Source organism: Coleofasciculus sp. F4-SAH-05, from assembly GCF_040222985.1.
GTDB lineage: Bacteria > Cyanobacteriota > Cyanobacteriia > Cyanobacteriales > Coleofasciculaceae > Coleofasciculus > Coleofasciculus chthonoplastes.
Map to the genome: position 1 here is coordinate 23,917 of NZ_JAVKBY010000037.1, position 23,426 is coordinate 47,342.

A 23,426-nucleotide genomic window follows, 5' to 3' on the forward strand; every position below is an offset into this window, starting at 1 on the left:
TTTAAATATTGAGTCCACCGACGAATGGAATAGCTCCATATCGACCTTTCAGATAACCTTTTTGTAGGGATTCATCCTCACAAGGCTTAAATTCATGTAATGAGTAGAGCTTGGTCATACTTTTGTCTTTTTCCGTAAACCATATCTGATCGGGACGGAAAATTTCTCCATCGAGAAGACTCGTATCATGAGTTGTGAATATTAATTGAGCCTGGTTTTTATTGATGTCGGGATTATTAAACATTCTAGCTAAGGCTGTTGACAAAATTGGATGTAGGCTTCTATCCAGTTCATCAATTATTAAAAAATCTCCATCTTGAAGAACGTTTAACCAATGTCCAGCGAGTTCAAATAAACGCTTGGTTCCTTCAGATTCGTCAGCCATATCCAGTGGTACGACTTTTTCAGAATCTATCATCTTATGCAAAGATTTAATTCCTATTTCTATCAGATGAAAATTTTCTGCACTAAATTTTGGAATTGTGCTTTGGAGAACTTCTTTCATGTTTTTAATTTCTGTTTTTATTTTATCCGGCAAAGATAAATAAGAGTGCATTTCCATCTTGATATTTATATCCGATATACCGATATCGGCTTGAATAAGAAGATTAACGACTTTTTGACAAAAGTCTTCGTCTTCCTGACATCTATGAGCAGTGTAGTCACTGGAAAAATCTGGAGTAATTATATTTAAGTTTTTTCTAAACCACTGAAATACTTCTGTAAGCTGAGGATGATTATTTTGGGCAGCATGAGAGAGAAATAAAGAATTGTAACGCACAAACTTTTTAATTCGTTCCTTTTCTCCTTTTAATCCTGTTCCAAACGACCATTCATAGCCATCATCTTCCTTGAATTCTGGATTTTCTGGATTGTAGGCACGAGAAAACCAAGTCTGAGTACGTCCTTTCGGATAGGCAAGTAGCCACTCTTCATAAACTCGCTGTTCGTCTAAACTCAGTCCGTATTCATAACGAATTTGATTATCTATAAAAATAACTTCCAAGCCAGTAGGTTGCTTTTGAGATTCAGCATCAAACAAAAATGGTTCAACATCAAACTTATCACCCATTTGCATTCGAGAGGCTGAACTAACCACAATCTTCTGTAATGTCTGCATAGCTCGCAGGAGATTACTCTTACCAGAGGCATTTGCACCATAGATGACAGCACTGGTGAGTAAGTGTAGATCCTTCGTCTTCGGCATAGGGAAACTATTGCTACTGAGCATCGCTTCATCTTCCGAAGCCACCATACTTAAGGTTTGCCGTTCTTGAAATGAACGATAATTTTCTACACTGAATTCAACCAGCATAACTGATGTCTCACTTGATTAACTATCGAGTCTCATTCAAACATTACACCCAAAACTCTCTTGAAATTTGTGCGCACCTCGGTGTCAAAAAATAGGTGCGCCCCGTAGGGACTAATCCATTAACTGTTGACGTTGACTGGGGATACCAACTTACTCTCCCTCCTCTGTATCAGTATCAATTCCCATAGCTTTTAATCGTTGTGCTAATCTTGTCGCTTTTTGCTCGGCTTGTTCAGCCCGTCGGGATTCTTGTTCAGCCCGTTGATGTTCTTGTTCAGCTCGTTGATGTTCTTGTTCAGCTCGTCGGGATTCTTGTTCAGCTCGTTGGCGTTCTAACTGAGCGCGTTCTTCTCCAATTAATAAAAGATTACCTTCACTGTCCCACCAACGCAGCCAACGTTGGGTTTGATTTTGATAGGTTCCTTGCCAGAGTCCGAGTTCTACTCCTAATGGAGGAATGGGATAGTGACCCCGTTCATTGGGTGAGATTTTTTGATAGGAAAAATCTCGCCAGTGATAGACTTCTAACTGGCTAGTTTTGATTTCATAAATGGCGTAGTAGGGAATGCGAATAATCCGTTCATAAACCCAAAATTTACCGGGTTTAGTGGTTTCTCCTTCAGGGGAAACGGATAAGGGGGTAGCATCCCGTTCCTCATCTCCATTGCCACTGGCAAATTCTAAAGCAATCATCGGTGCAATTAATTCCCGCCAGAGGACATAGGAACGGCGAATTTCACCATTAAGTAATGGGGGAACATTGGGAACATAGAACCAATCGGGAGCCTCTGCACCTTTTTCTGGAGGTTTAGTTTCGCGCCAATAGATACCACAGTCTTGTCCAATAGCGTATTGACCATCAGGATGGAGTTGCTGCAAAACTGAACCAATGGAATCTGTCAAAATCAGGCTTTGAGGATGTTCTTGGAAATTTTTCACAAACGTACCATCGGACTCGGGCAGTTGGGTATGATCAGGAAAAGGAGGGGGTACGTCAATTTTGGTAGTAGTCATTTTTTTAGGGAATAGGCAATAGGTATTTTATCGCAAAAGGCTCCAAGGCAAATGAAGCTGGGGGAGCAATGTAGAGACGTAGCATGCTACGTCTGGGAGCTGGGGAAGATGTTAAGTGCCTAAGCAAAATTAATTGTATATCCCAATCTTCTGCAATCCTTACAGGATAAGGACTTTGATTTTGGAAAATGTTAAATTAATTTTGCACACCTACTTAGCTGTTGGCGTTATTTCTGCCTTCTTGCACTAGAACGTCGGTCAAGTATTCCCAGAAACTGGGTTTCTCCCTCGGAGGACAACGAAATGTTAGCATTTTACCTTGCATAACCGGGTTTATTGACCGATGCTCTAGTCAATTCCGTCAAAATGCTGCCACTAATCCACTATGACGCAGCAACGGTTCCGTACTCGGTTCCCGTCCCCGAAATTCCTTGAATACCTCCATCGGTGGCACACCACCGCCTAATGCCAAAACTGTATCCCGATACCGCTTTCCTGTATCCGCCACAGCCGTTTCATTCTCTAAACCCACTTCCTCAAAGGCAGCAAAGGCATCCGCACTCAGGACTTCTGCCCATTTGTAACTGTAATACCCAGCCGCATAGCCGCCAGCAAAGATATGGGAAAAGGCACAGAGGAAGGAATCTTCCGGTAAGGGTTGTAACACAGTGGTGGTTTTGGCAATCCGGTGACGGACATCACTGGGACTTTCTTCTCCACCTGGCTGATAACGGTGGTGCAGTTCGATATCCACTAAACTAAAGTGCAATTGCCGTAACATAGCACTACCACTCATGTAAGTCCGGGCTGCCAAGAGTTTCTGATAATAATGTTCGGGCAGGGATTCCCCAGTTTCGTAGTGCTTCGCCATACCCATCAGCGTGGGGCGATCGTAACACCAGTTTTCCATAAACTGGCTGGGCAGTTCCACGGCGTCCCATTCCACATTATTAATTCCGGCTGCACTAGCATAATCCACTTTGGTGAGCATGTGTTGCAACCCATGACCAAACTCGTGGAATAGGGTTTCGACTTCACCAAAGGTCATTAAACTGGGTTTACCATCAATCGGTGGCGTTTGGTTGCAAATTAAATAGGCAACAGGTAAGCGCGTCGTCATTGTCCCCGCTTCCGTGAGTTTGGCACGCCCCACACAATCGTCCATCCAAGCGCCTCCACGCTTCTCAGCGGGACGACTGTAGGTATCTAAATAGAAGAATGCGATCGCACTCCCTGTTTCATCGGCGACTTGGAAATAGCGGACATCCTCATGCCAAACGGGGGCTTGTCCATCCGCAGGCGTAACTATCACCCCAAACAGTCGCTTGATTAAGCCAAACAAGCCATCCAGCACTTGAGGTAACGGAAAATAAGGACGCAATTCCTCAGCACTGAAGGCAAACTTTTCTTCCCGTTGACGTTCTGACCAAAAACTGATATCCCAGTGTTTCAAATCATTGGCTTCGGGGACACCTTTAGCCGCCGCAAACGCTTTCAACGCCTCTAAATCCTTAACCGCCGCATCGTAACTAGCACCACGCAGTTCTTCGAGTAATCCCTCCACCGCCTCAACATTGGGTGCCATTTTGCTGGCAAGGCTTAATTTGGCGTAACTTCTAAACCCTAAGATCTGGGATTTTTCTTGACGCAATTCTAAAATCCGCTCAATCAGAGGACTATTATCCAACTCCCCGGAAGAGGCGCGGCTGACAAAGGCTTTATAGAGTTTCTCCCGCAAATCCCGACGGGTACTGTGTTGCATGAACGGAACATAACTGGGATAGTCTAGGGTAATGCGCCAAGGACCTTGTTCCGGAGTCGCCTTTTCTTCCCCGGCAGCACGGGCGGCTTGAGCGGCTAAACTCTTTAGGCTAGGGGGTAAACCCTCTACTTCGTCTGGACGGGTTAGGGTCATGCTAAATGCCTTGGTTGCATCTAACACATGGTTGGAGAACTTTGTGGATAGTTCTGCCAACTCCATCTGGATTTGATTGAAGCGCGATCGCACTTCTCCTTCAAGTCCGACACCAGAGAGTTCAGCATCGCGAATGGCAGCTTCGACGATCCGTTTTTGGGCTGGCTCTAAGCTACGCCATTCATCCCCATCTTGTAAGGCTTTAAAGGCTTTGTATAAGGGTTGGCTTTGGTTAAGGGTGTTGATAAATTGAACGACGTTAGGTTGAACCGTTTCGTAAGCCTCACGCAGTTCGGGACTATTTTTCACCCCCATCAAATGACCCACGATGCTCCAACTCCACCGGAGGCGTTCGGTTAAGCCTTCTAGGGGTTCGACTAAACCGTCCCAGGTTGGTGTTACCCCCTCCTCTAGGGCGGCTAATTCCTGCTCAAGTTCAGCGAGTAGCTGTGTCATCGCAGGCACAATATGGTTTGGCTCAATCTGGTCAAAAGGGGGGAGTCCCTTGCCACGGCGTAATAGATTCTCAGTCACAGTTGGGTTGGCAATCATGGGTCGTATCGGGTTACAAAATCAGACTGAAACAGCATGTAATGGTGATACAAGGCAAGCAGCTCTTGCCGCCCGACTTGTATCAAACTAACGCCTGAAGCTTCCCTGGGGAACTTGTAAGGCGCGAAAATTAAATACTTAGCAAGAATATTTTGTTCAGTCAGTGATCCTTATCATCGTGAAGATGGATTCAAATGGTAGAAGGCAAGGAGTAGAGACGTAGCATGCTACGTCTCTACGTCGGGGCGGGTTTAGTTCAATCTGGGTGAGGTAAAAAATGATAGTAGTGAAACCCGCCCCTATATACACAAAACTAGACTCTTTGAGCGAAGCGAAAGGTCAAAACTTCTCCAATCACCTACTGACGCTGAAGTAATGATGAAAAACGTTCTTTAACTTGGCTGACAGCGGATTGAATCAAATTCCCTGGCGTTCCTTGGGGACGAGTTGCCACAACGATGGGTTCGTCCTTAAACTCTTTGAGTCGATGACCATATTCCAACTCGCTTTGGCGCTTCCGCAGTTTGGGGAATAGCCGAAATATTCCTTTGAGTAACTCCTCTTCTTGCTGAAATAACGCCTGGTTGATTTGACTGCTGCGATTCACTGCCATTGAGCCAGCCGGTAACCAGTTTTTCTCTCCCTTAATCCGGACATAGATATTGAATTCCGGTAATCCCGACTTTTGCATTTCATCATACTTGTGGGAAGCGGATGCCCGTTTGACTTTGTTTTTCTTGGCTTTCTGTTGTTTGGGTTGGACTTTGCCAAAGCCGAGTTGGGTGGTCATATTCAGTTACTCCGATACTCTCTTAACAAAAGTTTACATCATTCTCAGGAAACTTGTGCCGCCTAGGTGTGGTGATGCCTCTGAAAGACAGACACCACATAAAATAAAGGGCGCACTGACGTGCGCCCCCACAGATAAAAATTTTTTAAGTTGAACCTAGGGAAGCTTAAGGAGTGGCGATTATGCCGCAGAACAGCTATTTTTTTGCTAAAGTATGCTAATTTAATCTCTGAAGAATCAAAATTAGCCTATTTTTGCCAACCAACAGGAGACACTTAGATTTTTTCTTCCTGGCAGACTCAGACACTGGGAAACTGATCTAGAATTCATCAAAATGAAAATAAACCCATCTAAGTTGCATGAGCGAGCATGAACCGTTGGCAGTTTACCGAAGCCTTTGAGGGATTGACACCACGACGCAGGCAAGTGCTGAAATTGCTATTGGCTGGCGTTTCGGATCAGGATATCGCTCAATCGTTACATATTGAAACATCAACGGTGAGAAAACACGTTGAGAATATCTGTTCAGCTTGTCAGTTGGTTCTGAATCCGGGAATAAAGCGGATGAAAAAATTGCCCTGAAGCAGGGCTATCCGGCTGACAATCATGCCTCTGTTTACTTCTTCAGCCGGGAAAGGGTCAAACCCAAACCTATTGTGATTAACGATGCCTCTCAAGTTTGGAAGCTGTTCGTCAAAAATAAACCAAAAACCAAAACCTTTGTTGCTCCGACTTTAAACCATTGTGTTAACACTTGGTTAACTGAAGGCAAACCTAATGGGAAAGGAGCCTTTTTTATTATTTATACTGATGGTCAATTTGATGACGAAAAGCAATTTGTTCAATGTATTGCTTCAGCCTGTAGCAAAATTGAAAATCATAAAGATATCAAGTTTTTTGTTTTGGGATTAGGTAAAGATATTGATGTTGAACATTTCCTGGCGCTAGACTTCAATGTCAATCAAACGATGAAATTTAATATTTTTGTCTTTGATTTGGTCAATGAAGTCGATGATATTATTGAGCTTTTACAACGTCAGCTAACGGATGATCCCTATCTAGCGTTTCCGGATTGGGTCAAAATTCGTCATCCTGATTTAGTCGAGAAGGTAATTCAAGATAACAGGTAACAGGCGTGATGGGGAAGATGGGGAAGATGGGGAAGATGGGGAAGCTGGGGGAGTCATGTAGAGAGGTGTCATGACATCTGTGTGTAGGGGCGGGCGCGAGGGACTAATATTGATTGTTATCGCTAGCTTGGCGGCAAAACCCGCCCCGCCCAAAAGACAAATGACTAAAGACCAATTACCAAAGAACAAAGACAAATTAAAAATGACAAATGACTAATGACCAATGACCAATGACCAAAGACTAATGACTAAAGACTAATGACTAATGACCAAAGACCAATGACCAATGACCAATGACCAATGACTAATGACTAATGACTAATGACTAATGACTAATCAACACACTCGACGTCCCATAATTACCAAATCACGCTCAATGTGACCCATATCCGCTATTTGAGGTAAATAACCCCAACGTTGGAAGCCATGTTTTTGAAAGAGTTGTAGGCTGGGTTGGTTGTGAGCAAAGATTAAGGCAACTAAGGTATTGAGTCCTAACTTAGGAGTCTGTTTGATGGCGCGTTGCAGCAGTTGTTGTCCTATTCCTTGACGCCGAAAATCGGGAGACACGTAGACGCTAAGTTCAGCCGTTGCATGGTAGGCTGGGCGTACTAAGAAAGCCTGAAAACTGAGCCAACCAGCAATTTGACCTGTAGAATTGGATCGTTCATGGCAGTCCATGACCCAAAGAGGGTAACGGTTTGGTGTATGTTCTTGATACCAAGCGATACGGCTTTCGACTGAGATAGGTTCTAGATCGGCGGTGGCAATGCGACTGGGAACAGCCGAATTGTAAATTTCCACGATCGCGGGCAAATCTACCTCAGTGGCATCACGGATATACATTAAGGCAGGATTAGGGCGACAAACCATAGAATATTAGTGCTAAAGGGTGATCAGTGATTAAACAGGCTTCTTTGTGTGGCACTATTGATTTTTCTGTTCACGCTTATCCTGATTATCTGGCAACTGCGAGGATTGGGCATCGGATTGGGTGCATTAGACAGGGGGATGTTTACTCTGGTTAGCGGTGTGTCCTTAATGGACGAACTTAGAGTTAGTGCAACCGTTGGCAACACTGTACTCACATTGATTGCCCTACTCATTCTGTGCCGGATTCTGGATGAAGCCGGGTTTTGGCGAGGGTTAGCGCTACAATTAACGGTTTTGGGGATAGGTCAAGGGCGTCTGCTTTTCCTTTTGTTCGGGTTTCTGGGAGCATTGGGAACGATTGTTTTGACCAATGTGGGTATGGCATTAATCTGGATTTCTCCGGTGATGGAGATCCTTTGTTTACTACGCCTCAGGGCTAAAACCGTTTTCGCTGTTGTATTTACGGTTAGTTTTATCACTGAAGCAGCTAGCTTATTGTTCCCTGTGAGCAATCCGGTCAATCTGCTTGCGGTAAACTATAGCGGCGCATCCGGTTTTCGCTATTTTCTGGTGATGATGCCGGTGACACTCGTCGCGATCGCAACCAGTTTAGCGAGCTTCTGGTTCTACTTCCATCGGGACATTCGATGCACATACAAACTTACTCACCTGCCGCCACCACGCCAAGCCATTCGTGATCCCTTGGTTTGTCGATGGGGTATGGTTATTTTAGCCAGTCTACCTCTGGCATACTGGATTGCCCAAGACCATTCTCTGCCGACTTGGATCGTGCCTGTGATCGCGGCGTTGATTCTGCTAGGATTGGCGAGACGGGGGTTTCTCCCAAATACCACACCGATTATTTCTGTGGGCAAAGTTTGGCAGGAAATTCCCTGGCAATTGATGGGGTTAAGTGTCCTGATGTATGGTGTCGTCCTGGGTTTAGGTCAAGTTGGCATGAGTCATGTCATTACCAATCAGCTAGACGCCCTCTCTAGTTGGGGGTTCACCCTGACAGCAATAGGCACAGGTTCTCTGGCTACTGGGCTGTCAAACCTATTTCACAATTTACCCACTGTGTTGCTGAATGCTATAGCAATTTCAGACACAACCAGTGATCCAGCGATTCGGGAAATGATGGAGTACGCTAATGTGATTGGATGTACCCTGGGAGCAAAAATTACTCCTCTGGGTAGTTTATCAACGTTAATTTGGTTCAAGGTTTTAGCACGTAAAGGTTTGCGCCTGCATTGGTTTTACTATATTCGTCTTAGCTTGATTCTGACTTTACCGATTCTATTTCTCAGCTTACTGAGTTTAGCCCTCTGGTTTCCCTGGCTAATTGTCTAAGTTTTGATTTGTCCTTTGTCTTTTATATTTAGAGAATATATAGTAGAGAATAAACTAGCAATAACGATCGAAAAGCTTTATCATACCCTAGGGTGTATCTGCTTGCCTGACCACAACAGCGTTTGACAAAAAATAGATAGACTTCAGAGGTCTAGCTGTTATTCGGCTTTTCTAGATAATATAGTGACTCAGCCAAGTCGGTTTAGGTATTTGAAAGACCTGTAGTATCATTTTGAGTTTTTCTCACTCGCACAATTGAGTCTTATCAATCAGGTAAGTAATCGATGATCATCCAAACAGCAGAACCCCCTATCCCTAAGTCTCAGGGAGATACAACACAAAATAACCATGCGTTTTGTAGCAATCAAGACAAATTTTTAACCCTGACCCTCGATCTGTTTTTCATTGCCAGTCCTGATGGCTATTGGCAGCAAGTCAACCCCATCTGTGAGCAAATCCTGGGATATAATAGCCAAGAATTTAAAGCCCGCCCCTGGATTGAATGGGTGCATCCAGAGGATCAGCAGATGACCTTGGCGCAACTGCAAAAGCTCAGGGACTGTGAGGAAATTGTCTCCTTTGAAAATCGCTACCGCTGCAAAGATGGCTCCTATAAATGGCTCTCATGGAACATCACTCTATGCCCCAATCAGCACTTAGTTTATGCGGTTGCTCGCGATAATACCCAGCGCAAGGAAGCCGAAGCCGCACACCGGGAAAGCGAAGAGCAGTTTCGCTTATTAGTCGATGGCGTCAAAGACTATGCCATTATCATGCTCGATCCAGAGGGTAAAATCGTAAGCTGGAATCCGGGTGCCGAACGAATTAAACAATATCGCGCCGCAGAAATTCTGGGTCAACATGTCCGTTGTTTTTATACCCCTGAAGATATCGCCCAGGGACAACCGGACAAGTCCTTAAAAATAGCTGCACAGCAAGGTCGTGTTGAAGAAGAAGGGTGGCGAGTGCGTAAGGATGGCTCAACATTCTTTGCGAATGTTGTGATTACTGCCTTACGGGGAGAAGACCGACAATTACGGGGTTTTGCTAGGGTAACACGAGATATTACCGAACGCCAATTCGCTCAGGAAACCCTAGAACGAACGAATGATGAGTTAGAAAAACGAGTCGCTAAACGAACGGCTGAACTGTTGCAAATCAATGAGCGGCTGAAACAAGAGATTGCTCTGCACCAGCAAACAGAAGTGGCGTTGGCAGCGGAAACTCACTACGTCACTGATTTATTACAGAAGCTGCAACAAGCTCAAACCAAACTGATTCACACAGAAAAAATGTCAAGTTTGGGGCAAGTGGTTGCCGGGGTTGCCCATGAAATCAATAATCCTGTCAGTTTTATTTACGGCAATATCGATTACGCCATCTGTTATCTGCGCGATTTAATGCAGTTAGTCGAACTCTATGGCATTCATTATCCCCAACCTGTAGCCGATATTCAGACACGAATCACAGAAATTGATCTAGATTTCTTGATGGCAGATATGCCAAAACTACTGAATTCCATGAAAGTCGGAGCTAACCGGATTCGGCAGGTGGTTTTGTCCCTACAAAAATTTCTCAAGGTTGACCAAACTGAAATGAAGTCCGCCGATATTCATGAAGGACTTGAAAGTACTCTTTTGATTTTGCAACATCGCCTGAAACCTAGCGTTGAGCATCCCGAAATTACTGTGATTCAAGACTATGGCAAATTACCCCCAGTCGATTGTTATGCAGGGCAAATCAATCAAGTGTTCATGAATTTACTCACTAATGCTGTAGATGTATTGGAAGCTTCAGGTGGAAAGACTCCTCATCAAATTAAACTTAGCACTGAGGTTCAGGATATTAGTGTTGAGAAACCTGGAGCAAGTTATTGTCAAAAAATACCTCATGCTGTGATTCGGATTGCCGATAATGGTCCAGGGATAAGTCCAGACGTCTGCCAAAAACTTTTTGATCCATTTTATACCACCAAGCCCCTGGGTAAAGGAACTGGATTGGGTCTATCGATTAGCTATCAAATTATTGTAGAAAACCATGGGGGTCAGTTAACTTGTCGGTCTCAACCCGGTGTCGGATCAGAGTTCATTATCGCTATTCCGATTAATCAAATAATCACCAGACATCCTGAACTGTCACTTACGCCAAGTTAAGAATTGGTCATTGGTCATTGGTCATTGGTCATTGGTCATTCGTCATTGGTCATTGGTCATTCGTCATTGGTCATTGGTCATTGGTCATTGGTCATTGGTCATTGGTCATTGGTCATTCGTCATTGGTCATTGGTCATTTGCTCCCCCAGCTTCCCCATTTTTATTATCTCTTTCATCCCTCATCCCTCATCCTTCCTCGTGATTCCATAAGTGTAGCTTCAAATGGAATAACTCCTATTATTTCACTCCGAATAGAACGAGCGGCTTGTCGGGATAAATCCAGAGTTCTACCCGGAATATAAGGACCGCGATCATTAATGCGAACAATTACACTATGACCATTTTCTAAATTTTTGACCTTCAAATAGGTATCAAATGGTAAGGTGGGATGAGCGGCTGTCAGATCATGCTGATCGTAAATTTCCCCAGTAGCTGTGTACCGACCGTGAAAATAGGGTCCGTACCAAGATGCTATGCCTTCAATGGTACTCGATGTTTCAACTAAGTTGTACATCTGCTTTTGGGCGTCTGCCAAACTTAATGGCGATTGTCCTAACGCTAGACGCAAGTTATTTGCCCATTCAATTGCCAGAAGTTCTCGATGCTGATCTAAGTCTTTGGCTAAAGTATCATCTACTTTAAATAATACGCGATCGCCTGCTTTCACCACAGGTATTCCATCAGACAGGATAGCTCGTACCGATGAATTTATCTTAGATACATCTGATGAGTCACAGAACAACAGCGTGAGACTTTGCGCCATCTGTTCAGCTTGCTTTTGAGTCGGCAATTGGGCAATCGTTCGCCCTTTCACCACAACCTGGAATTGCTGCTGTTCAGCCGAATGGTCTAATTTATTACTCCTTTGGGTATATTGCAAAAAGCCCCGTTTTTCCCTTATTGCCTGACTCTTATTTCTGCCACGAGGTCGTGTTTGAGAGTGAGCGCTGATTATGACTACGGATTCAGCCGAGGTTTTTTCTTTGGATGCAACGGGTTGACCCCAAGAAAACAAATTCTCGATCATTTTCCAGATTTTCTGGGGTAGACTAGCGTTTGAGAGATGGTTGGCAGATGAATAATTTCCTAAAGCCGATGAGGAATCATGGTTAGGTTGGGATTTGCCCCCATCATCCAGGGAATCTGACTTGGCTGGACAAGAAACTGATTGAGCCGTGTCCCTGAATGGATGAGCCGCGACAGTAGCAGTCTGGGCGAATGGAAATGGTAAACTGCCTAAATCATTAGCTAATCCTGAATTGGCGAGTGTTGTTACTGAAGATTTGTTAGACCAGACGTTTGAATAAACTGGAGATGAAAAAAAAGGAGATATTGGTTGTTCGAGTGGGCTGTTAACAACGGATAAAACTTTAGTCGGCAAAGCATTGGTGATGTAGTCGGGTACTCTTAATAGACCCTGGCTGGATGCCAGCAAACAGCTTACCCATGATGTTGTCCAAATTAGTCCAAAAAATGGCATAATGTAAAATAATTCTGCTGTAGAATGCACTGTCATGACTCACACAGTCATTCAGTATACATAAATCTGTAGTTTTTCGATCCCTTTTAAGCAAAACTAATCTCTAGAGGCAGCAATGAACAAAATTTATTACTATGACTTATCAATAGGAAATTCTAATTGCTTTAATTGCAATTGATTAATTAATAAAACCTCAATAAATTAATTTTTATAATAAAAAAATTAATTTTGGCTTGAGTCAGTGATATTCGTCTTATATCATACTCGCTCCCGAAAAGAAGCAAGCTACGTCATTCGTCATTCGTCATTCGTTGACTTCCCCATCTCCCTCATCTCCCTCATCTCCCCCATCTCCCAGACGCGCCATGGCACGTCTCTACATTGCTCCCCCAGCTTCCCGGCTTCCCCTGCTGCTTAGGCAATGCTAGGATGACATTTGCCACTTCTGATGAGGTATTGATGGCAGAAACACTTTTTTTTAATGCGTTGCGTGCAGCTATTGATGAAGAAATGGCTCGTGATGACGCGGTATTCGTTCTCGGTGAAGATGTGGGTCACTACGGCGGGTCCTACAAAGTGACCAAGGATCTGTATAAAAAATATGGTGAACTGCGAGTTCTGGATACTCCCATTGCCGAAAATAGTTTTACCGGTTTAGCCGTGGGCGCAGCAATGACGGGGTTGCGACCGATTATTGAAGGCATGAATATGGGTTTTTTGCTCTTGGCATTTAACCAAATTGCCAATAATGCTGGGATGCTGCGTTACACGTCTGGCGGTAATTTCAAAATTCCCATGGTGATTCGTGGACCCGGTGGGGTGGGGCGCCAACTGGGTGCGGAACATTCTCAACGACTAGAAGCCTATTTTCAAGCGGTTCCGGGTTTAAAGATTGTCGCCTGTTCCACTCCTTACAATGGCAAGGGATTGCTCAAAGCGGCGATTCGGGATGATAATCCGGTTTTGTTCTTTGAGCATGTTCTTCTTTATAACTTAAAAGAAGATTTGCCAGATGAGGAGTATGTCCTACCTTTGGATAAAGCCGAGGTTGTCCGAGAGGGTGAAGATGTCACCATTCTCACCTACTCGCGGATGCGTCACCATGTCACCCAAGCGGTGAAGTCTCTAGAGCAAGAAGGGTTTGATCCAGAGGTGATTGACTTGATTTCTCTGAAGCCCTTGGATTTTGAAACCATTGGCGCGTCGATTTGCAAAACCCATCGGGTGATTCTTGTGGAAGAATGTATGAAAACTGGTGGTATTGGGGCGGAGGTGACGGCATCAATCAATGATCGGTTCTTTGATGAATTGGATGCTCCTGTCTTGCGACTCTCGTCTCAAGATATTCCTACTCCTTATAATGGCACTCTGGAAAGCTTGACTATTGTCCAACCTCAGCAGATTGCAGAGGGGGTAAAAAAGATGTTGGCACTTCAGATTTAACTCAGATCTTGCACCACTCACCTTAAACCGCCTTGGGTTCAAACCCAAGGCTAAAAGCTAAAGTCAGCTAAAGCTGACTGGAATGGATTTCGCTCCACTAAGCGTGGGCAGTGGCTTGCTGATCAAGAATTTGAGTTCTTGGCAGATAGAGGAGCTGACTGAAAATGGTGCAAGATATGAAAGAAACAGATTAAGATAGCATTTATTGCGGCGGGTCACAGTTATGCAAAGACAGCGTTCGTTAGTAGCCCTGATTCTAGTTCTGATCATTCTGGCAATTGTGGTGCTGGTGAAGATTCCTCTTCAGCAGGGACTGGATTTGCGGGGTGGCGCACAACTGACAATTCAGGTGAAAACCACAGAGGAGATTACTGAAATTGCGCCAGATCAGTTGGAGGCTGTTAAAACTGTGGTTGACCGTCGAGTGAATGCTCTCGGTGTTTCTGAATCTCAAGTTCAAACCATTGGCTCAGATCAAATATTGGTACAACTCCCCGGTGTGAATGATCCGCAACAGGCGGAACGGGTGCTAGGGGGAACTGCACAACTGGATTTCCGTAAGCAAATACCAGGTACAGAAGCCCAGCTTCAGATTGAGCAACAATTGCGCCAGCAACTGCTATTTGAGCAAGCCGCTCTACTGGAGACTGAAGAGGGTGGTGATCAAAAGGCGATCGCAGAAAATCAAGCGGCTTTAGAACGCTCGAACACCGCGATCGCACAATTGTTTGAGAAGACAAATGTAACTGGGAAAAACCTGAAAGACGCCTTCGCGCAACCGACTCAAGCGGGTAATGGTTGGCAAGTCGCCATCCGTTTTGATGCTGAAGGGGGACAAGGATTTGCGGAACTGACTAGAGACTTGGCAGGTACAGGGCGCAGTATTGGGATTTTCCTGGATGACTCCCTAATCAGCGCCCCCACGGTGGGTCCCGAATACGCCGAAACGGGGATTAGTGGCGGTAGTGCGGTGATTACCGGGAATTTTGATGTGCAACGGGCGAGTGACTTAGCCGCCCAACTCAAAGGGGGTTCGTTACCGTTACCCGTGGAAATCGTGGAAAATCGCACTGTCGGCGCTACCCTGGGACGAGATAGTATTCAAAGCAGCATTTATGCTGCCATTGGCGGTTTAATTTTAGTGTTGCTGTTTATGGCAATCTACTATCGTCTCCCCGGTTTAATTGCGGATGTGGCGCTGAGTATCTACGCTCTACTCACCCTAGCCGCCTTTGCCCTGATTGGTGTAACGTTAACTCTACCAGGAATTGCTGGGTTTATTCTCAGTATTGGTATGGCGGTGGATGCGAATGTGTTAATTTTTGAACGGACGCGAGAAGAATTACGTGAGGGGAAAACCCTCTATCGCTCTGTCGAATCTGGTTTTTATCGAGCATTTTCCAGTATTTTAGACTCGAACATAACCACGTTAATTGCTTGTGCGGCTCTATTTTGGCTAGGGTCAGGTTTAGTTAAAGGCTTTGCCGTTACCCTAGGGATTGGAGTTGTGATCAGTCTGTTTACTGCCGTTACCTGTACTCGCACATTTATGCTGTTATTGGTTTTAAGCTTTCCTGGGGTGCGCCAGAAGCCGCAACTGTTTTGTCCGAATCTGTCACCATCTCGGTCATGAGGGAGAATTAGAACAGTTGTAGGGGCGGGTTTTACTACTAACGTTTGGTTGTCACCCTGATATAACTAAACCCGCCCCTACACACGCTAACGAATGACGAATGACGTAGCTTGCTTCTCGCGCTCTTCGAGTATGACGAATGACGAATGACGAATAACAAATGACCAAATTTAGTGTAATTAAACAGCGATCGCTCTGGTGGATCATTTCCGCCGTAATCATCTTGGCTGGTATCGCTTCCATGGCGATTTCTACGGCACAGCTAGGAGCGCCTCTGCGTCCTGGTCTCGATTTTGTCGGCGGGACACGCCTGCAAGTTGAACTCGATTGTAGTGTACCCGGTAACTGCGACGAACCGATAGAGCTGGCAGAGGTGCGCGAGGTTCTCAATGAACAGGATCTGGGTAATAGTACGATTCAGCGTATCGGTGCTGCACAACAAGGGTTGACGATTCGGACGAAAACGTTAGATGTTGAACAGCGCAGTCAGTTACAAGCAGCCCTAAGTGAAAGGATTGGGGAATTCGATCCAGCCGCGACTCAAATTGATACGGTAGGTCCAATCATCGGACAACAGTTATTTACATCCGGTTTACTGGCATTACTCGTCTCCTTTGCTGGGATTCTGGTTTACCTCTCGTTCCGGTTTCAGTTTGACTATGCTTTTTTGGCGTTTATCGCTTTACTTCACGATGTCTTGGTCACGTTGGGCATTTTCTCCATTTTGGGTTTAGTCCAAGGGGTAGAGGTTGATAGCCTTTTTGTTGTCGCTCTCTTGACAATTATTGGATTTTCTGTTAATGATACCGTAGTTATTTACGATCGCATCCGGGAAGTCATTGCCAAGCATCCCGACCAACATATTGATCAAATAGTTGATGATGCGATTAATCAAACCCTTACCCGGTCAATTAATACCACGTTAACTACGGTATTAACGTTGGTGTCTATTTTCTTGTTTGGCGGAGAAACGTTAAAATATTTTGCCCTAGCCCTAATTGTGGGGTTTATCGCAGGTGCATATTCGAGTATTTTTATTGCCAGTACCCTATTAGCATTGTGGAGAGAACGCACGGGTCAAACCAAAGCCACTCAGGTTATCGAAGCTGAATTTTTGGATAAAGCATAAATTGGAATTGTCTTTAATTATAATGGAGCCGTCAGACACTCAGACTTCTCACAACACTCCAGATCACCTTGATCCGACAATAAAGGTAAAAGTTCAGCGCCTGCATCAACTTACGGTGTATGGTCGTTGGTTATTCGTGGGTATTCTTTGGATTAGTGTTGCTCCGCTGAGTCTTTGGGGTTGGCGTTATGAGTTATTGTTGTTGCAAGAGCATTTTACCTGGTCAGGTTTACGATATAGTATTGCATTTAACCGTCTGCCTATTTTGGGGCTAGCTATCTGTATTGGGATGACGACAGCGGTTTTAGTTTGGCAAAGTCGCAACATTTTATTTGGAATTCCGCCCGCTGAAAAACAACGCTTGGTGCATCAGGTGCGTCGGATATCTGATCAAGGTCCGAGTCATCCGCTGTGGAAATGGGTTTGCGATCGCGGTTAAAGTTTTCGTCATTCGTCATTTGTCATTTGTCATTTGTCATTTGTCATTTGTCATTTGTCATTTGTCATTTGTCATTTGTCATTTGTCAAAGAACAGGCAACAGGCAATAGTGTAAGGTAGAGTTTTGAGTTAACTCACGACTTCCCCAGCTCCCTCTGCTCCCCCAGCTCCCTCTGCTCCCCCAGCTCCCTCTGCTCCCCCAGCTCCCTCTGCTCCCCCAGCTCCCTCTGCTCCCCCAGCTCCCTCTGCTTCCCCAGCTCCCTCTGCTTCCCCAGCTCTCCATCACCCCATCACCCACTAAACCGTTTCAACGCTCCCGATACCATCATTGTGGCTTGGGTTGCAGATATGTTTAAACCGGTCATTTCCAGTGCAGGTAGAGCCGCTCTCAATTCAAATTTGAATTGAGCATCCTTGAGTTGAAATAGGGGAACAACTTGCTCGACGATTTGAATCTCAAAGATTTGTTCGAGTTGTGCGTTATCCAAGACTCCGTAACTTTTGAGCCATAACCCCAAGGGTTGGTGATTCAGGGAGCAACGCTGTAATAATTTGCTTAAGACGCGATCGCTTACCCATTGATCCCGTCGAATCAGGGATATCAAACCCTGTCCATCGAACCGATTAGCGGCGGCGACTATTCGACCTTGAGCTATCCAGATGTAGTGATTGGGGAAGTGTTGAATGTGTGGAGACGAGTTGATCTGCTTTGTGATCTGCTTTGGTTTTGCTACAGGTGGTAACGTTTGTTCAATACTCGTCCCGACTGATTCTTGAGACGTTCCATGGCGCGTCTTGAGGGTTGACGCCCTATCTTCCTCATTTCCCGTGTTTCCTCTAACGTCTACATTGGAGTGCAAGTTTGTATCAGACGCGAAGCGGACAGCGCTGAAGGGTTGAATCGCTAGTACACCAGTTTTCTGCCCTTTCTCAAGCCACTGAAAAATCGCTGGTAGAGGGAAATCAGTTAACTTGCCTTGAGTACCCATTATTTTAATCCTGATAATCAGCAAAAGTAAAGTAAAACGTTGCACCCTGATTGAGTTTAGATTCCACCCAAAGTCTACCACGATGATTGTCCACTATTTGCTGACACAGGAGTAAACCAATTTCTATTCCTGGATACTCTGTTTGCTATACAGGCGTTTAAAAAAATGGCAAATTTGGTGGCTATGTCTCAGAGTAATTTTTATGCGATTATTTCTGACCGAAACCAAGCATTTATTGTCTTTGAAAACGGCGTCAATTAGTCCCTAAACCATTTTAAAAATTATTTGATCTAGTTTTTCACTTTTAGTCATGAACATTTTGAGGTTTTTGACGTAATAAAATGTATTTTTAAACGTGGTTCTGTGGTTTTTTTATATAAAAATCACAACTCTGACTATTTTCATTTTTCAGTATACTGCTCCCATTCTATCTTGTCTGTTGGATAATGTCCTATAATTTCCGCTCTGGTGTTCAGGATGAACCCAAATAGACATTTTTGTTGGAAAATGTTGGTTTTTGGCACTCTGTCCTCTAAAATAAACTTAAAAAGGCTGAGTTAATACAATACATAATGATACTCAATGAATAGTATAGAAGCGCTAGCTGTCCTGAGTGCGATGCTTCGTGAGCCGCCACTGAGTAACATTCAAGAACAGGTCTTTCACTTGACGTGGCAAGGGTTAACCTATACGGAGATTTCGGCTAACATTGGATATGAAGAGAGTTATATTCGAGATGTTGGTGCTAAACTTTGGCAACGCCTTTCTCAGATTATTGGAGAAAAAGTCAATAAAAATAATATTAATACTGTAGTTGAGCACTATATCATCAACCGTAAGGAAGATATCTCAGCCCCATTCCCTCTCAGCCACTCAAGCACTACTATGTTAAACCAAACTAGAACATCAGCTCGGTTAGAATTCCCTGGTAGTCCTCTGCCACTTAACTCCGAATTTTACATCAATCGCCCCCCTGTCGAAGAACTCGCTTACGCAGAAATTGGCATACCCGGCAGTATCATTCGGATCAAAGCGCCCTCAAAGATGGGGAAAAGTTCTCTGCTGCAACGGATTATTGCTCAGGCTAAGGCGCAAGGATTCCACATAGTTAATCTGGACTTCCAACAAGCTGATGAATCGGTTTTTGTCAACCTGGATAAATTTCTGCGCTGGTTCTGTGCTAACGTCGCTCGGCAGTTGCAGCTCCCACCTAATCTGGATGACTATTGGAATGAGGATATTGGCAGTAAAGTTAGCTGCACTTTCTATTTTCAAGGATATCTGCTGGAGCAAATTGACACGCCGATTCTCCTGACATTGAATGAAGTCAATCGGCTGTTAGAGTATAACAAAATCGCCAAAGACTTTCTGCCGTTAATGCGTTCTTGGCATGAAGAAGCCCAACTGGATGAGGGGTTTGAGCAACTGCGCTTTGTTGTGGTGCATTCGACGGAAATTTATACGTCATTAAATATTAATCAATCTCCCTTTAATGTGGGACTACCCTTGGTTTTGCCGGAGTTGACGTTAGAGCAAGTGCAGGAGTTAGCCCGTCGTTATGAACTCGATGGGATTGATGAGTCTCAAGTCGGCGACTTAATGGCAATGGTGGGAGGACATCCTTATTTAATTCAACTGGCATTTTATTACCTGCGTTACGCGGATCTCACCTTACCGCAGTTATTAAAGGAAGCACCAACCCTGGCGGGAGTTTATAGTCATCATTTGCGGCGTCAATTCGCCACGGTGGAAAAGAATCCAGAGTTAGTTGCGGCGTTGCAACAGGTGGTTATGGCAACAGAGACTGTGCGTTTAGACGCGATCGCGGCGTATAAATTAGAGAGTATGGGGCTGATAAAACTACAGGGAAATCAGGCGACAATCCGCTGTGAGTTATATCGGCTTTATTTGAGAGAACAACTCTCCCTGGAATCGCCAACCGATCCGCGTATTGGACAGTTAGAGCAAGAGAATCAACAGTTAAAGTATTTATCAAGAATTGATGACTTAACCAAGCTGGCGAATCGCCGCGACTTTGACGATCACCTTGCCCAAGAATGGCAGAGATTAGCGGAAGAAGAGGTTCCCCTGGCATTGATTTTAGCAGATATCGATTTTTTCAAGCTGTTTAACGATGCGTTTGGTCATCTGACAGGAGATTTCTGTTTACAGCAAATCGCCCAGGCAATTCGGGAGTGCGTCAAGCATTCAGGGGCTTTGGTTGCTCGTTTTGGTGGGGAAGAATTTGCCATAATTATGCCACAAATAAATGGAGAGCAAGCGGTACAATTAGCAGAGCAAATCCGAGAACGTGTCAAAGCATTAAATATTTCCCATGATCCCTATCGGATGTGCGGATATTCCTCAATTATCACCCTGAGTTTAGGGGTTGCTTCAATGATTCCCCATCCAGAGGATGATCCCTTAAATCTGGTGCAGGCGGCTGATGAAGCACTATTTGAGTCAAAACGACAGGGGCGCGATCGCGTGACGATCCGGTAGAGAGGTTCCGGTAGAACGTCTGTGATATCATGTCCGGTCAAACACCCCGAATAAAAACGCCTGAAACCCGTGTTATTACGGCATTGCAATTATGGGCAATCGTCAGGACATGATATGAATCAATTGTAGGGGCGGGTTTAGCCACTCAATCTTGAATCCCACCGATAATGTATGTAGCAAAACCCGCCCTGACTAACATCAAAGATAAGACGTAGAAGGGCGGGTTTTGAATAAACCTGATCATCAATAGCGAGAAGAAAGTCCCTAAACCCGCCCCTACACCTATAATTAATAAAATGGAATCTTTTTTTAATAAGACGTAGAAGGGCGGGTTTTGAATAAACCTGATCATCAATAGCGAGAAGAAAATCCCTAAACCCGCCCCTACACCTTTAATTAATACAAATGACAAATGACGAATGACGAATTACCCACTTAATCACCAATCACAAACAACGCCCGATAAACGGGTTGTCTACAGGCTATTGTGTAGGTTTCTCGTTCGGTGGGAACAGGTAGAGGATTCGTGGCTAACCACTCGGTTCCTTGACGTTGAAAGGCTGGATTCTCGGTAAAGCGATCGCACATTTCCTGGGCTACGGCTTCAACGTCAGACTGGATAATAACTTCGCCGCCTTTGACCAAATATTTTGCCAAAGTAGTGACCAATTCCGGTTTAACCACACGGCGTTTAGCATGTCGTTTTTTGAACCATGGATCAGGAAATTGAATGGTTACGCGCTTTAATAGTCCCTGGGGCAAAGAGGCTAAAATTGGCGCTAATGAGTTATCGACATTGCAAAATATAAAATGAAGATTATTTAATCCTAACTCCGCTACCAATTCTTGGGCTTTCTCAACTAAAGATTCCCGAATTTCTAATCCCAGAAAATTCCAATCGGGTTGCTGGGTTGCCATGTCTAACAAAAACTCACCCCTAGCACTACCTATATCTAGATGTAGCGGTTGCATGGGTTGATGATATACCTTTTCCCACGGGGGAGGCGTTACAGGAGTCAGGTATTTTTTACTCAAGGGATTGACATGTTGGCGCACACGAACTCTCGGCAATGGTTTCACCTCCTTATTTTGGTCATTTGTCATTTGTCATTTGTCATTGGTCATTTGTCAAGTCGGGGCGGGTGTAGGGTGCGTTAGCGAAGCGTAACGCACCATTTCAAACGATAGTAGTGAAAGTGAACCCCTACACAATTTCCCCATCTGACACCTATCTTCCCTATCTTCCTCATCTTCCCTTCATTAACCAATCGGAAGTTCAACGATAAACTCAGCCCCTTCTCCAGGGTGAGACACACAACATAACTGTCCGCCGTGTTTGTCCACGACAATTTCATGACTAATCGATAATCCTAACCCCGTTCCCTTGCCAAAGGGTTTGGTCGTGAAAAAGGCTTGGAATAGCTTTTCTTGTATCTCTTCAGGGATACCAGGACCATTATCAGAAATACGGATTTCTACTCGCTGTTTATCAATCCCTCTGGTACGAATCCAGATGGTGGGAAGCGCGGGGGTTGTATTACTTTCTGACATTTTCTCTGAATTTTGCTTTCTAAATTCGGCTTCTTCTAAGGCATCAATTGCATTCGCCAGAATATTCATAAACACTTGGCTCAGGCGTCCAGGATAGCATTCAATGGGCGGTAACTTACCATATTCTTTAATCACTTGAATGCCTAAATGTTTCCCGGAGGGTTTGATCCGATGTTGCAAGAGAACCAGCGTACTATCTAACCCCTCGTGCAAATCAACCATCATCATTTCGCCCGCGTCGAGGCGAGATATATTCCGCAAGCTTTTAATGATTTGACAGATGCGTTCGATGCCTAATTCCATCGACTTAAAGGTTTTGGGTAAATCTTTTACCAGAAAATCCTTGTCAATTTTTTGAGATTTGTCTTGAATTTCGGGAACTGGATTCGGATAATGTTGAGCATAGATTTGCAGGAGTTTGAGTAAGTCTCGGCTATATTCGCTGGCACAGCTTAAATTGCCATGAATCGAAGTAATGGGATTATTAATTTCATGGGCAACCCCGGCTAACATTTGTCCCAGACTGGACATTTTTTCACTTTGAACTAGCATGGCTTGGGCTTGTTGCCAATTGTTGAGGGCTTGGGCAAGTTGATTAGTCCGTTCTTCCACCCGTTGTTCGAGTTCCTGGGTCAATGTTTGTAAGGCGGCTTCTGCTTTACCCCGTTGTTCAACTTCCTCAACTAATCGGGTATTCTGTTCTTCTAGGGTTTTGGTTAAGGTTCGCAGTTTCAAATGCACCTTCACTCGTGCTAATACCTCTTCCTGCTGAAAGGGTTTGGTGATATAGTCTACAGCGCCTAAATTTAACCCCTTAACTTTATCAATGGTATCGGTCAAAGCCGTCATAAAAATGATCGGAATCTCGTGAGTGTCAGGATTAGCTTTTAGGCGTCGGCATGTTTCAAATCCGTCAATTCCTGGCATCATCACATCTAACAAAACTAAGGTCGGTGGATCATAGGCAATTTGCTCAAGCGCGGTTTCTCCATCAAGAGCAACGGCAATTTCAAATCCAGCGCTAGTCAGGGTTTCTGAGAGTATTTCTAGATTGTTGGGACTATCGTCAATAATTAGAATAATCGTTTTATTTAACTTGTCTATCATTGCCTTGTTGCGTTGTTCGATCCGGTTCAATGTAGTAGATTTAGACTTAAGCATGGCGATA

General features: G+C 44.5%; 23 protein-coding genes. 12 read left to right on the forward strand and 11 right to left on the reverse strand.

The window, feature by feature from the left end; translation table 11 throughout:
• Nucleotide 1: 1 nt before the first annotated feature.
• The 4 genes from RIG27_RS03855 to RIG27_RS03870 form a co-directional block, all read right to left on the reverse strand.
• Nucleotides 2-1,315, reverse strand: coding sequence for an AAA family ATPase (locus tag RIG27_RS03855; protein WP_446342599.1), 1,314 nt, complete (start codon nucleotides 1,313-1,315; stop codon nucleotides 2-4).
• Between the two features lie 150 nt (nucleotides 1,316-1,465).
• Nucleotides 1,466-2,329: a Uma2 family endonuclease gene (locus tag RIG27_RS03860; protein ID WP_446342601.1), complete on the reverse strand. Its 864-nt coding sequence runs from the start codon at nucleotides 2,327-2,329 to the stop codon at nucleotides 1,466-1,468.
• Between the two features lie 361 nt (nucleotides 2,330-2,690).
• A complete protein-coding gene (locus RIG27_RS03865) occupies nucleotides 2,691-4,796 on the reverse strand; it encodes a M3 family metallopeptidase (protein WP_446342603.1) in 2,106 nt (701 codons plus the stop codon).
• 358 nt (nucleotides 4,797-5,154) lie between these two features.
• Complete coding sequence (locus RIG27_RS03870) at nucleotides 5,155-5,586, reverse strand: HHL1-like protein (RefSeq protein WP_446342604.1); 432 nt, start codon at nucleotides 5,584-5,586, stop codon at nucleotides 5,155-5,157.
• 369 nt (nucleotides 5,587-5,955) lie between these two features.
• Between RIG27_RS03870 and RIG27_RS03875 the strand changes: the two genes are divergently transcribed.
• Both RIG27_RS03875 and RIG27_RS03880 read left to right on the forward strand, forming a co-directional pair.
• The gene (locus tag RIG27_RS03875) at nucleotides 5,956-6,168 is read left to right on the forward strand and encodes a response regulator transcription factor (RefSeq protein WP_446342606.1); all 213 of its coding nucleotides are present in this window, start codon (nucleotides 5,956-5,958) and stop codon (nucleotides 6,166-6,168) included.
• Nucleotides 6,117-6,716, forward strand: a complete 600-nt coding sequence (locus RIG27_RS03880; protein WP_446342608.1) for a hypothetical protein — start codon at nucleotides 6,117-6,119, stop codon at nucleotides 6,714-6,716. The genes RIG27_RS03875 and RIG27_RS03880 overlap by 52 nt, the downstream gene beginning before the upstream one ends.
• 336 nt (nucleotides 6,717-7,052) lie before the next feature.
• On the opposite strand, the gene RIG27_RS03885 is transcribed toward RIG27_RS03880, so the two are convergent.
• Nucleotides 7,053-7,589, reverse strand: coding sequence for an N-acetyltransferase family protein (locus RIG27_RS03885; RefSeq protein ID WP_446342610.1), 537 nt, complete (start codon nucleotides 7,587-7,589; stop codon nucleotides 7,053-7,055).
• A 48-nt stretch (nucleotides 7,590-7,637) separates the two neighbouring features.
• Between RIG27_RS03885 and RIG27_RS03890 the strand changes: the two genes are divergently transcribed.
• From RIG27_RS03890 to RIG27_RS03900, 3 genes are all read left to right on the forward strand, one after another.
• On the forward strand, nucleotides 7,638-8,939 hold the full coding sequence (locus RIG27_RS03890; RefSeq protein WP_446342612.1) for an ArsB/NhaD family transporter: 1,302 nt from the start codon (nucleotides 7,638-7,640) through the stop codon (nucleotides 8,937-8,939).
• A gap of 284 nt (nucleotides 8,940-9,223) precedes the next feature.
• Nucleotides 9,224-11,092 (forward strand): PAS domain-containing sensor histidine kinase, encoded by a 1,869-nt coding sequence (locus RIG27_RS03895; RefSeq protein ID WP_446342614.1) that lies wholly within the window; start codon nucleotides 9,224-9,226, stop codon nucleotides 11,090-11,092.
• 3 nt (nucleotides 11,093-11,095) lie between these two features.
• On the forward strand, nucleotides 11,096-11,302 hold the full coding sequence (locus RIG27_RS03900; protein ID WP_446342616.1) for a hypothetical protein: 207 nt from the start codon (nucleotides 11,096-11,098) through the stop codon (nucleotides 11,300-11,302).
• Here the strand turns inward: RIG27_RS03900 and RIG27_RS03905 are convergent.
• Nucleotides 11,265-12,608 carry a septal ring lytic transglycosylase RlpA family protein gene (locus RIG27_RS03905; protein WP_446342618.1) on the reverse strand — a complete coding sequence of 448 codons (1,344 nt, stop codon included), beginning with the start codon at nucleotides 12,606-12,608 and terminating at the stop codon, nucleotides 11,265-11,267. The genes RIG27_RS03900 and RIG27_RS03905 overlap by 38 nt on opposite strands.
• A gap of 205 nt (nucleotides 12,609-12,813) precedes the next feature.
• Between RIG27_RS03905 and RIG27_RS03910 the strand changes: the two genes are divergently transcribed.
• The 6 genes from RIG27_RS03910 to RIG27_RS03935 all read left to right on the forward strand — a co-directional run bounded on the left by RIG27_RS03910 (nucleotide 12,814) and on the right by RIG27_RS03935 (nucleotide 17,326).
• Entirely contained in the window at nucleotides 12,814-12,990 is a 177-nt protein-coding gene (locus RIG27_RS03910; RefSeq protein WP_446342620.1) for a hypothetical protein, read from the forward strand.
• A gap of 41 nt (nucleotides 12,991-13,031) precedes the next feature.
• A complete protein-coding gene (locus RIG27_RS03915) occupies nucleotides 13,032-14,015 on the forward strand; it encodes a pyruvate dehydrogenase complex E1 component subunit beta (RefSeq protein ID WP_446342710.1) in 984 nt (327 codons plus the stop codon).
• Nucleotides 14,016-14,238: 223 nt separating this feature from the next.
• The gene (secD, locus tag RIG27_RS03920; RefSeq protein WP_446342622.1) at nucleotides 14,239-15,648 is read left to right on the forward strand and encodes a protein translocase subunit SecD; all 1,410 of its coding nucleotides are present in this window, start codon (nucleotides 14,239-14,241) and stop codon (nucleotides 15,646-15,648) included.
• 160 nt (nucleotides 15,649-15,808) lie between these two features.
• On the forward strand, nucleotides 15,809-16,777 hold the full coding sequence (gene secF / locus RIG27_RS03925; protein WP_446342624.1) for a protein translocase subunit SecF: 969 nt from the start codon (nucleotides 15,809-15,811) through the stop codon (nucleotides 16,775-16,777).
• A 22-nt stretch (nucleotides 16,778-16,799) separates the two neighbouring features.
• Nucleotides 16,800-17,216: a hypothetical protein gene (locus tag RIG27_RS03930; RefSeq protein WP_446342626.1), complete on the forward strand. Its 417-nt coding sequence runs from the start codon at nucleotides 16,800-16,802 to the stop codon at nucleotides 17,214-17,216.
• Nucleotides 17,189-17,326, forward strand: coding sequence for a hypothetical protein (locus RIG27_RS03935; protein WP_446342628.1), 138 nt, complete (start codon nucleotides 17,189-17,191; stop codon nucleotides 17,324-17,326). Before RIG27_RS03930 ends, RIG27_RS03935 begins: the two co-directional genes overlap by 28 nt.
• A 180-nt stretch (nucleotides 17,327-17,506) precedes the next feature.
• On the opposite strand, the gene RIG27_RS03940 is transcribed toward RIG27_RS03935, so the two are convergent.
• The gene (locus RIG27_RS03940; RefSeq protein ID WP_446342630.1) at nucleotides 17,507-18,205 is read right to left on the reverse strand and encodes a DUF4388 domain-containing protein; all 699 of its coding nucleotides are present in this window, start codon (nucleotides 18,203-18,205) and stop codon (nucleotides 17,507-17,509) included.
• Between the two features lie 4 nt (nucleotides 18,206-18,209).
• A complete protein-coding gene (locus RIG27_RS03945; protein WP_446342712.1) occupies nucleotides 18,210-18,332 on the reverse strand; it encodes an ATP-binding protein in 123 nt (40 codons plus the stop codon).
• Nucleotides 18,333-18,787: 455 nt separating this feature from the next.
• On the opposite strand from RIG27_RS03945, the gene RIG27_RS03950 reads away from it, so the two are divergent.
• The gene (locus RIG27_RS03950) at nucleotides 18,788-20,707 is read left to right on the forward strand and encodes an AAA-like domain-containing protein (RefSeq protein WP_446342632.1); all 1,920 of its coding nucleotides are present in this window, start codon (nucleotides 18,788-18,790) and stop codon (nucleotides 20,705-20,707) included.
• A gap of 145 nt (nucleotides 20,708-20,852) precedes the next feature.
• Here RIG27_RS03950 and RIG27_RS03955 read toward each other — a convergent pair whose 3' ends face one another.
• The 3 genes from RIG27_RS03955 to RIG27_RS03965 all read right to left on the reverse strand — a co-directional run bounded on the left by RIG27_RS03955 (nucleotide 20,853) and on the right by RIG27_RS03965 (nucleotide 23,419).
• Nucleotides 20,853-21,119 (reverse strand): hypothetical protein, encoded by a 267-nt coding sequence (locus RIG27_RS03955; protein ID WP_446342634.1) that lies wholly within the window; start codon nucleotides 21,117-21,119, stop codon nucleotides 20,853-20,855.
• 23 nt (nucleotides 21,120-21,142) lie between these two features.
• Nucleotides 21,143-21,811, reverse strand: a complete 669-nt coding sequence (trmB, locus tag RIG27_RS03960; protein WP_446342636.1) for a tRNA (guanosine(46)-N7)-methyltransferase TrmB — start codon at nucleotides 21,809-21,811, stop codon at nucleotides 21,143-21,145.
• Nucleotides 21,812-21,967: 156 nt separating this feature from the next.
• Entirely contained in the window at nucleotides 21,968-23,419 is a 1,452-nt protein-coding gene (locus RIG27_RS03965; protein WP_446342638.1) for a hybrid sensor histidine kinase/response regulator, read from the reverse strand.
• Nucleotides 23,420-23,426 lie beyond the last annotated feature (7 nt).

Coding starts and splice junctions, on each gene's coding strand:
- RIG27_RS03885 (WP_446342610.1), bottom strand. CDS start 7,589: ATGGTTTGTCGCCCTAATCCTGCCTTAATGTATATCCGTGATGCCACT.
- RIG27_RS03875 (WP_446342606.1), top strand. CDS start 5,956: ATGAACCGTTGGCAGTTTACCGAAGCCTTTGAGGGATTGACACCACGA.
- RIG27_RS03870 (WP_446342604.1), bottom strand. CDS start 5,586: ATGACCACCCAACTCGGCTTTGGCAAAGTCCAACCCAAACAACAGAAA.
- RIG27_RS03965 (WP_446342638.1), bottom strand. CDS start 23,419: ATGCTTAAGTCTAAATCTACTACATTGAACCGGATCGAACAACGCAAC.
- RIG27_RS03930 (WP_446342626.1), top strand. CDS start 16,800: ATGGAGCCGTCAGACACTCAGACTTCTCACAACACTCCAGATCACCTT.
- RIG27_RS03895 (WP_446342614.1), top strand. CDS start 9,224: ATGATCATCCAAACAGCAGAACCCCCTATCCCTAAGTCTCAGGGAGAT.
- RIG27_RS03940 (WP_446342630.1), bottom strand. CDS start 18,205: ATGGGTACTCAAGGCAAGTTAACTGATTTCCCTCTACCAGCGATTTTT.
- trmB (WP_446342636.1), bottom strand. CDS start 21,811: ATGACAAATGACCAAAATAAGGAGGTGAAACCATTGCCGAGAGTTCGT.
- RIG27_RS03855 (WP_446342599.1), bottom strand. CDS start 1,315: ATGCTGGTTGAATTCAGTGTAGAAAATTATCGTTCATTTCAAGAACGG.
- RIG27_RS03950 (WP_446342632.1), top strand. CDS start 18,788: ATGAATAGTATAGAAGCGCTAGCTGTCCTGAGTGCGATGCTTCGTGAG.
- RIG27_RS03915 (WP_446342710.1), top strand. CDS start 13,032: ATGGCAGAAACACTTTTTTTTAATGCGTTGCGTGCAGCTATTGATGAA.
- secF (WP_446342624.1), top strand. CDS start 15,809: ATGACCAAATTTAGTGTAATTAAACAGCGATCGCTCTGGTGGATCATT.
- secD (WP_446342622.1), top strand. CDS start 14,239: ATGCAAAGACAGCGTTCGTTAGTAGCCCTGATTCTAGTTCTGATCATT.
- RIG27_RS03860 (WP_446342601.1), bottom strand. CDS start 2,329: ATGACTACTACCAAAATTGACGTACCCCCTCCTTTTCCTGATCATACC.
- RIG27_RS03865 (WP_446342603.1), bottom strand. CDS start 4,796: ATGATTGCCAACCCAACTGTGACTGAGAATCTATTACGCCGTGGCAAG.
- RIG27_RS03905 (WP_446342618.1), bottom strand. CDS start 12,608: ATGACAGTGCATTCTACAGCAGAATTATTTTACATTATGCCATTTTTT.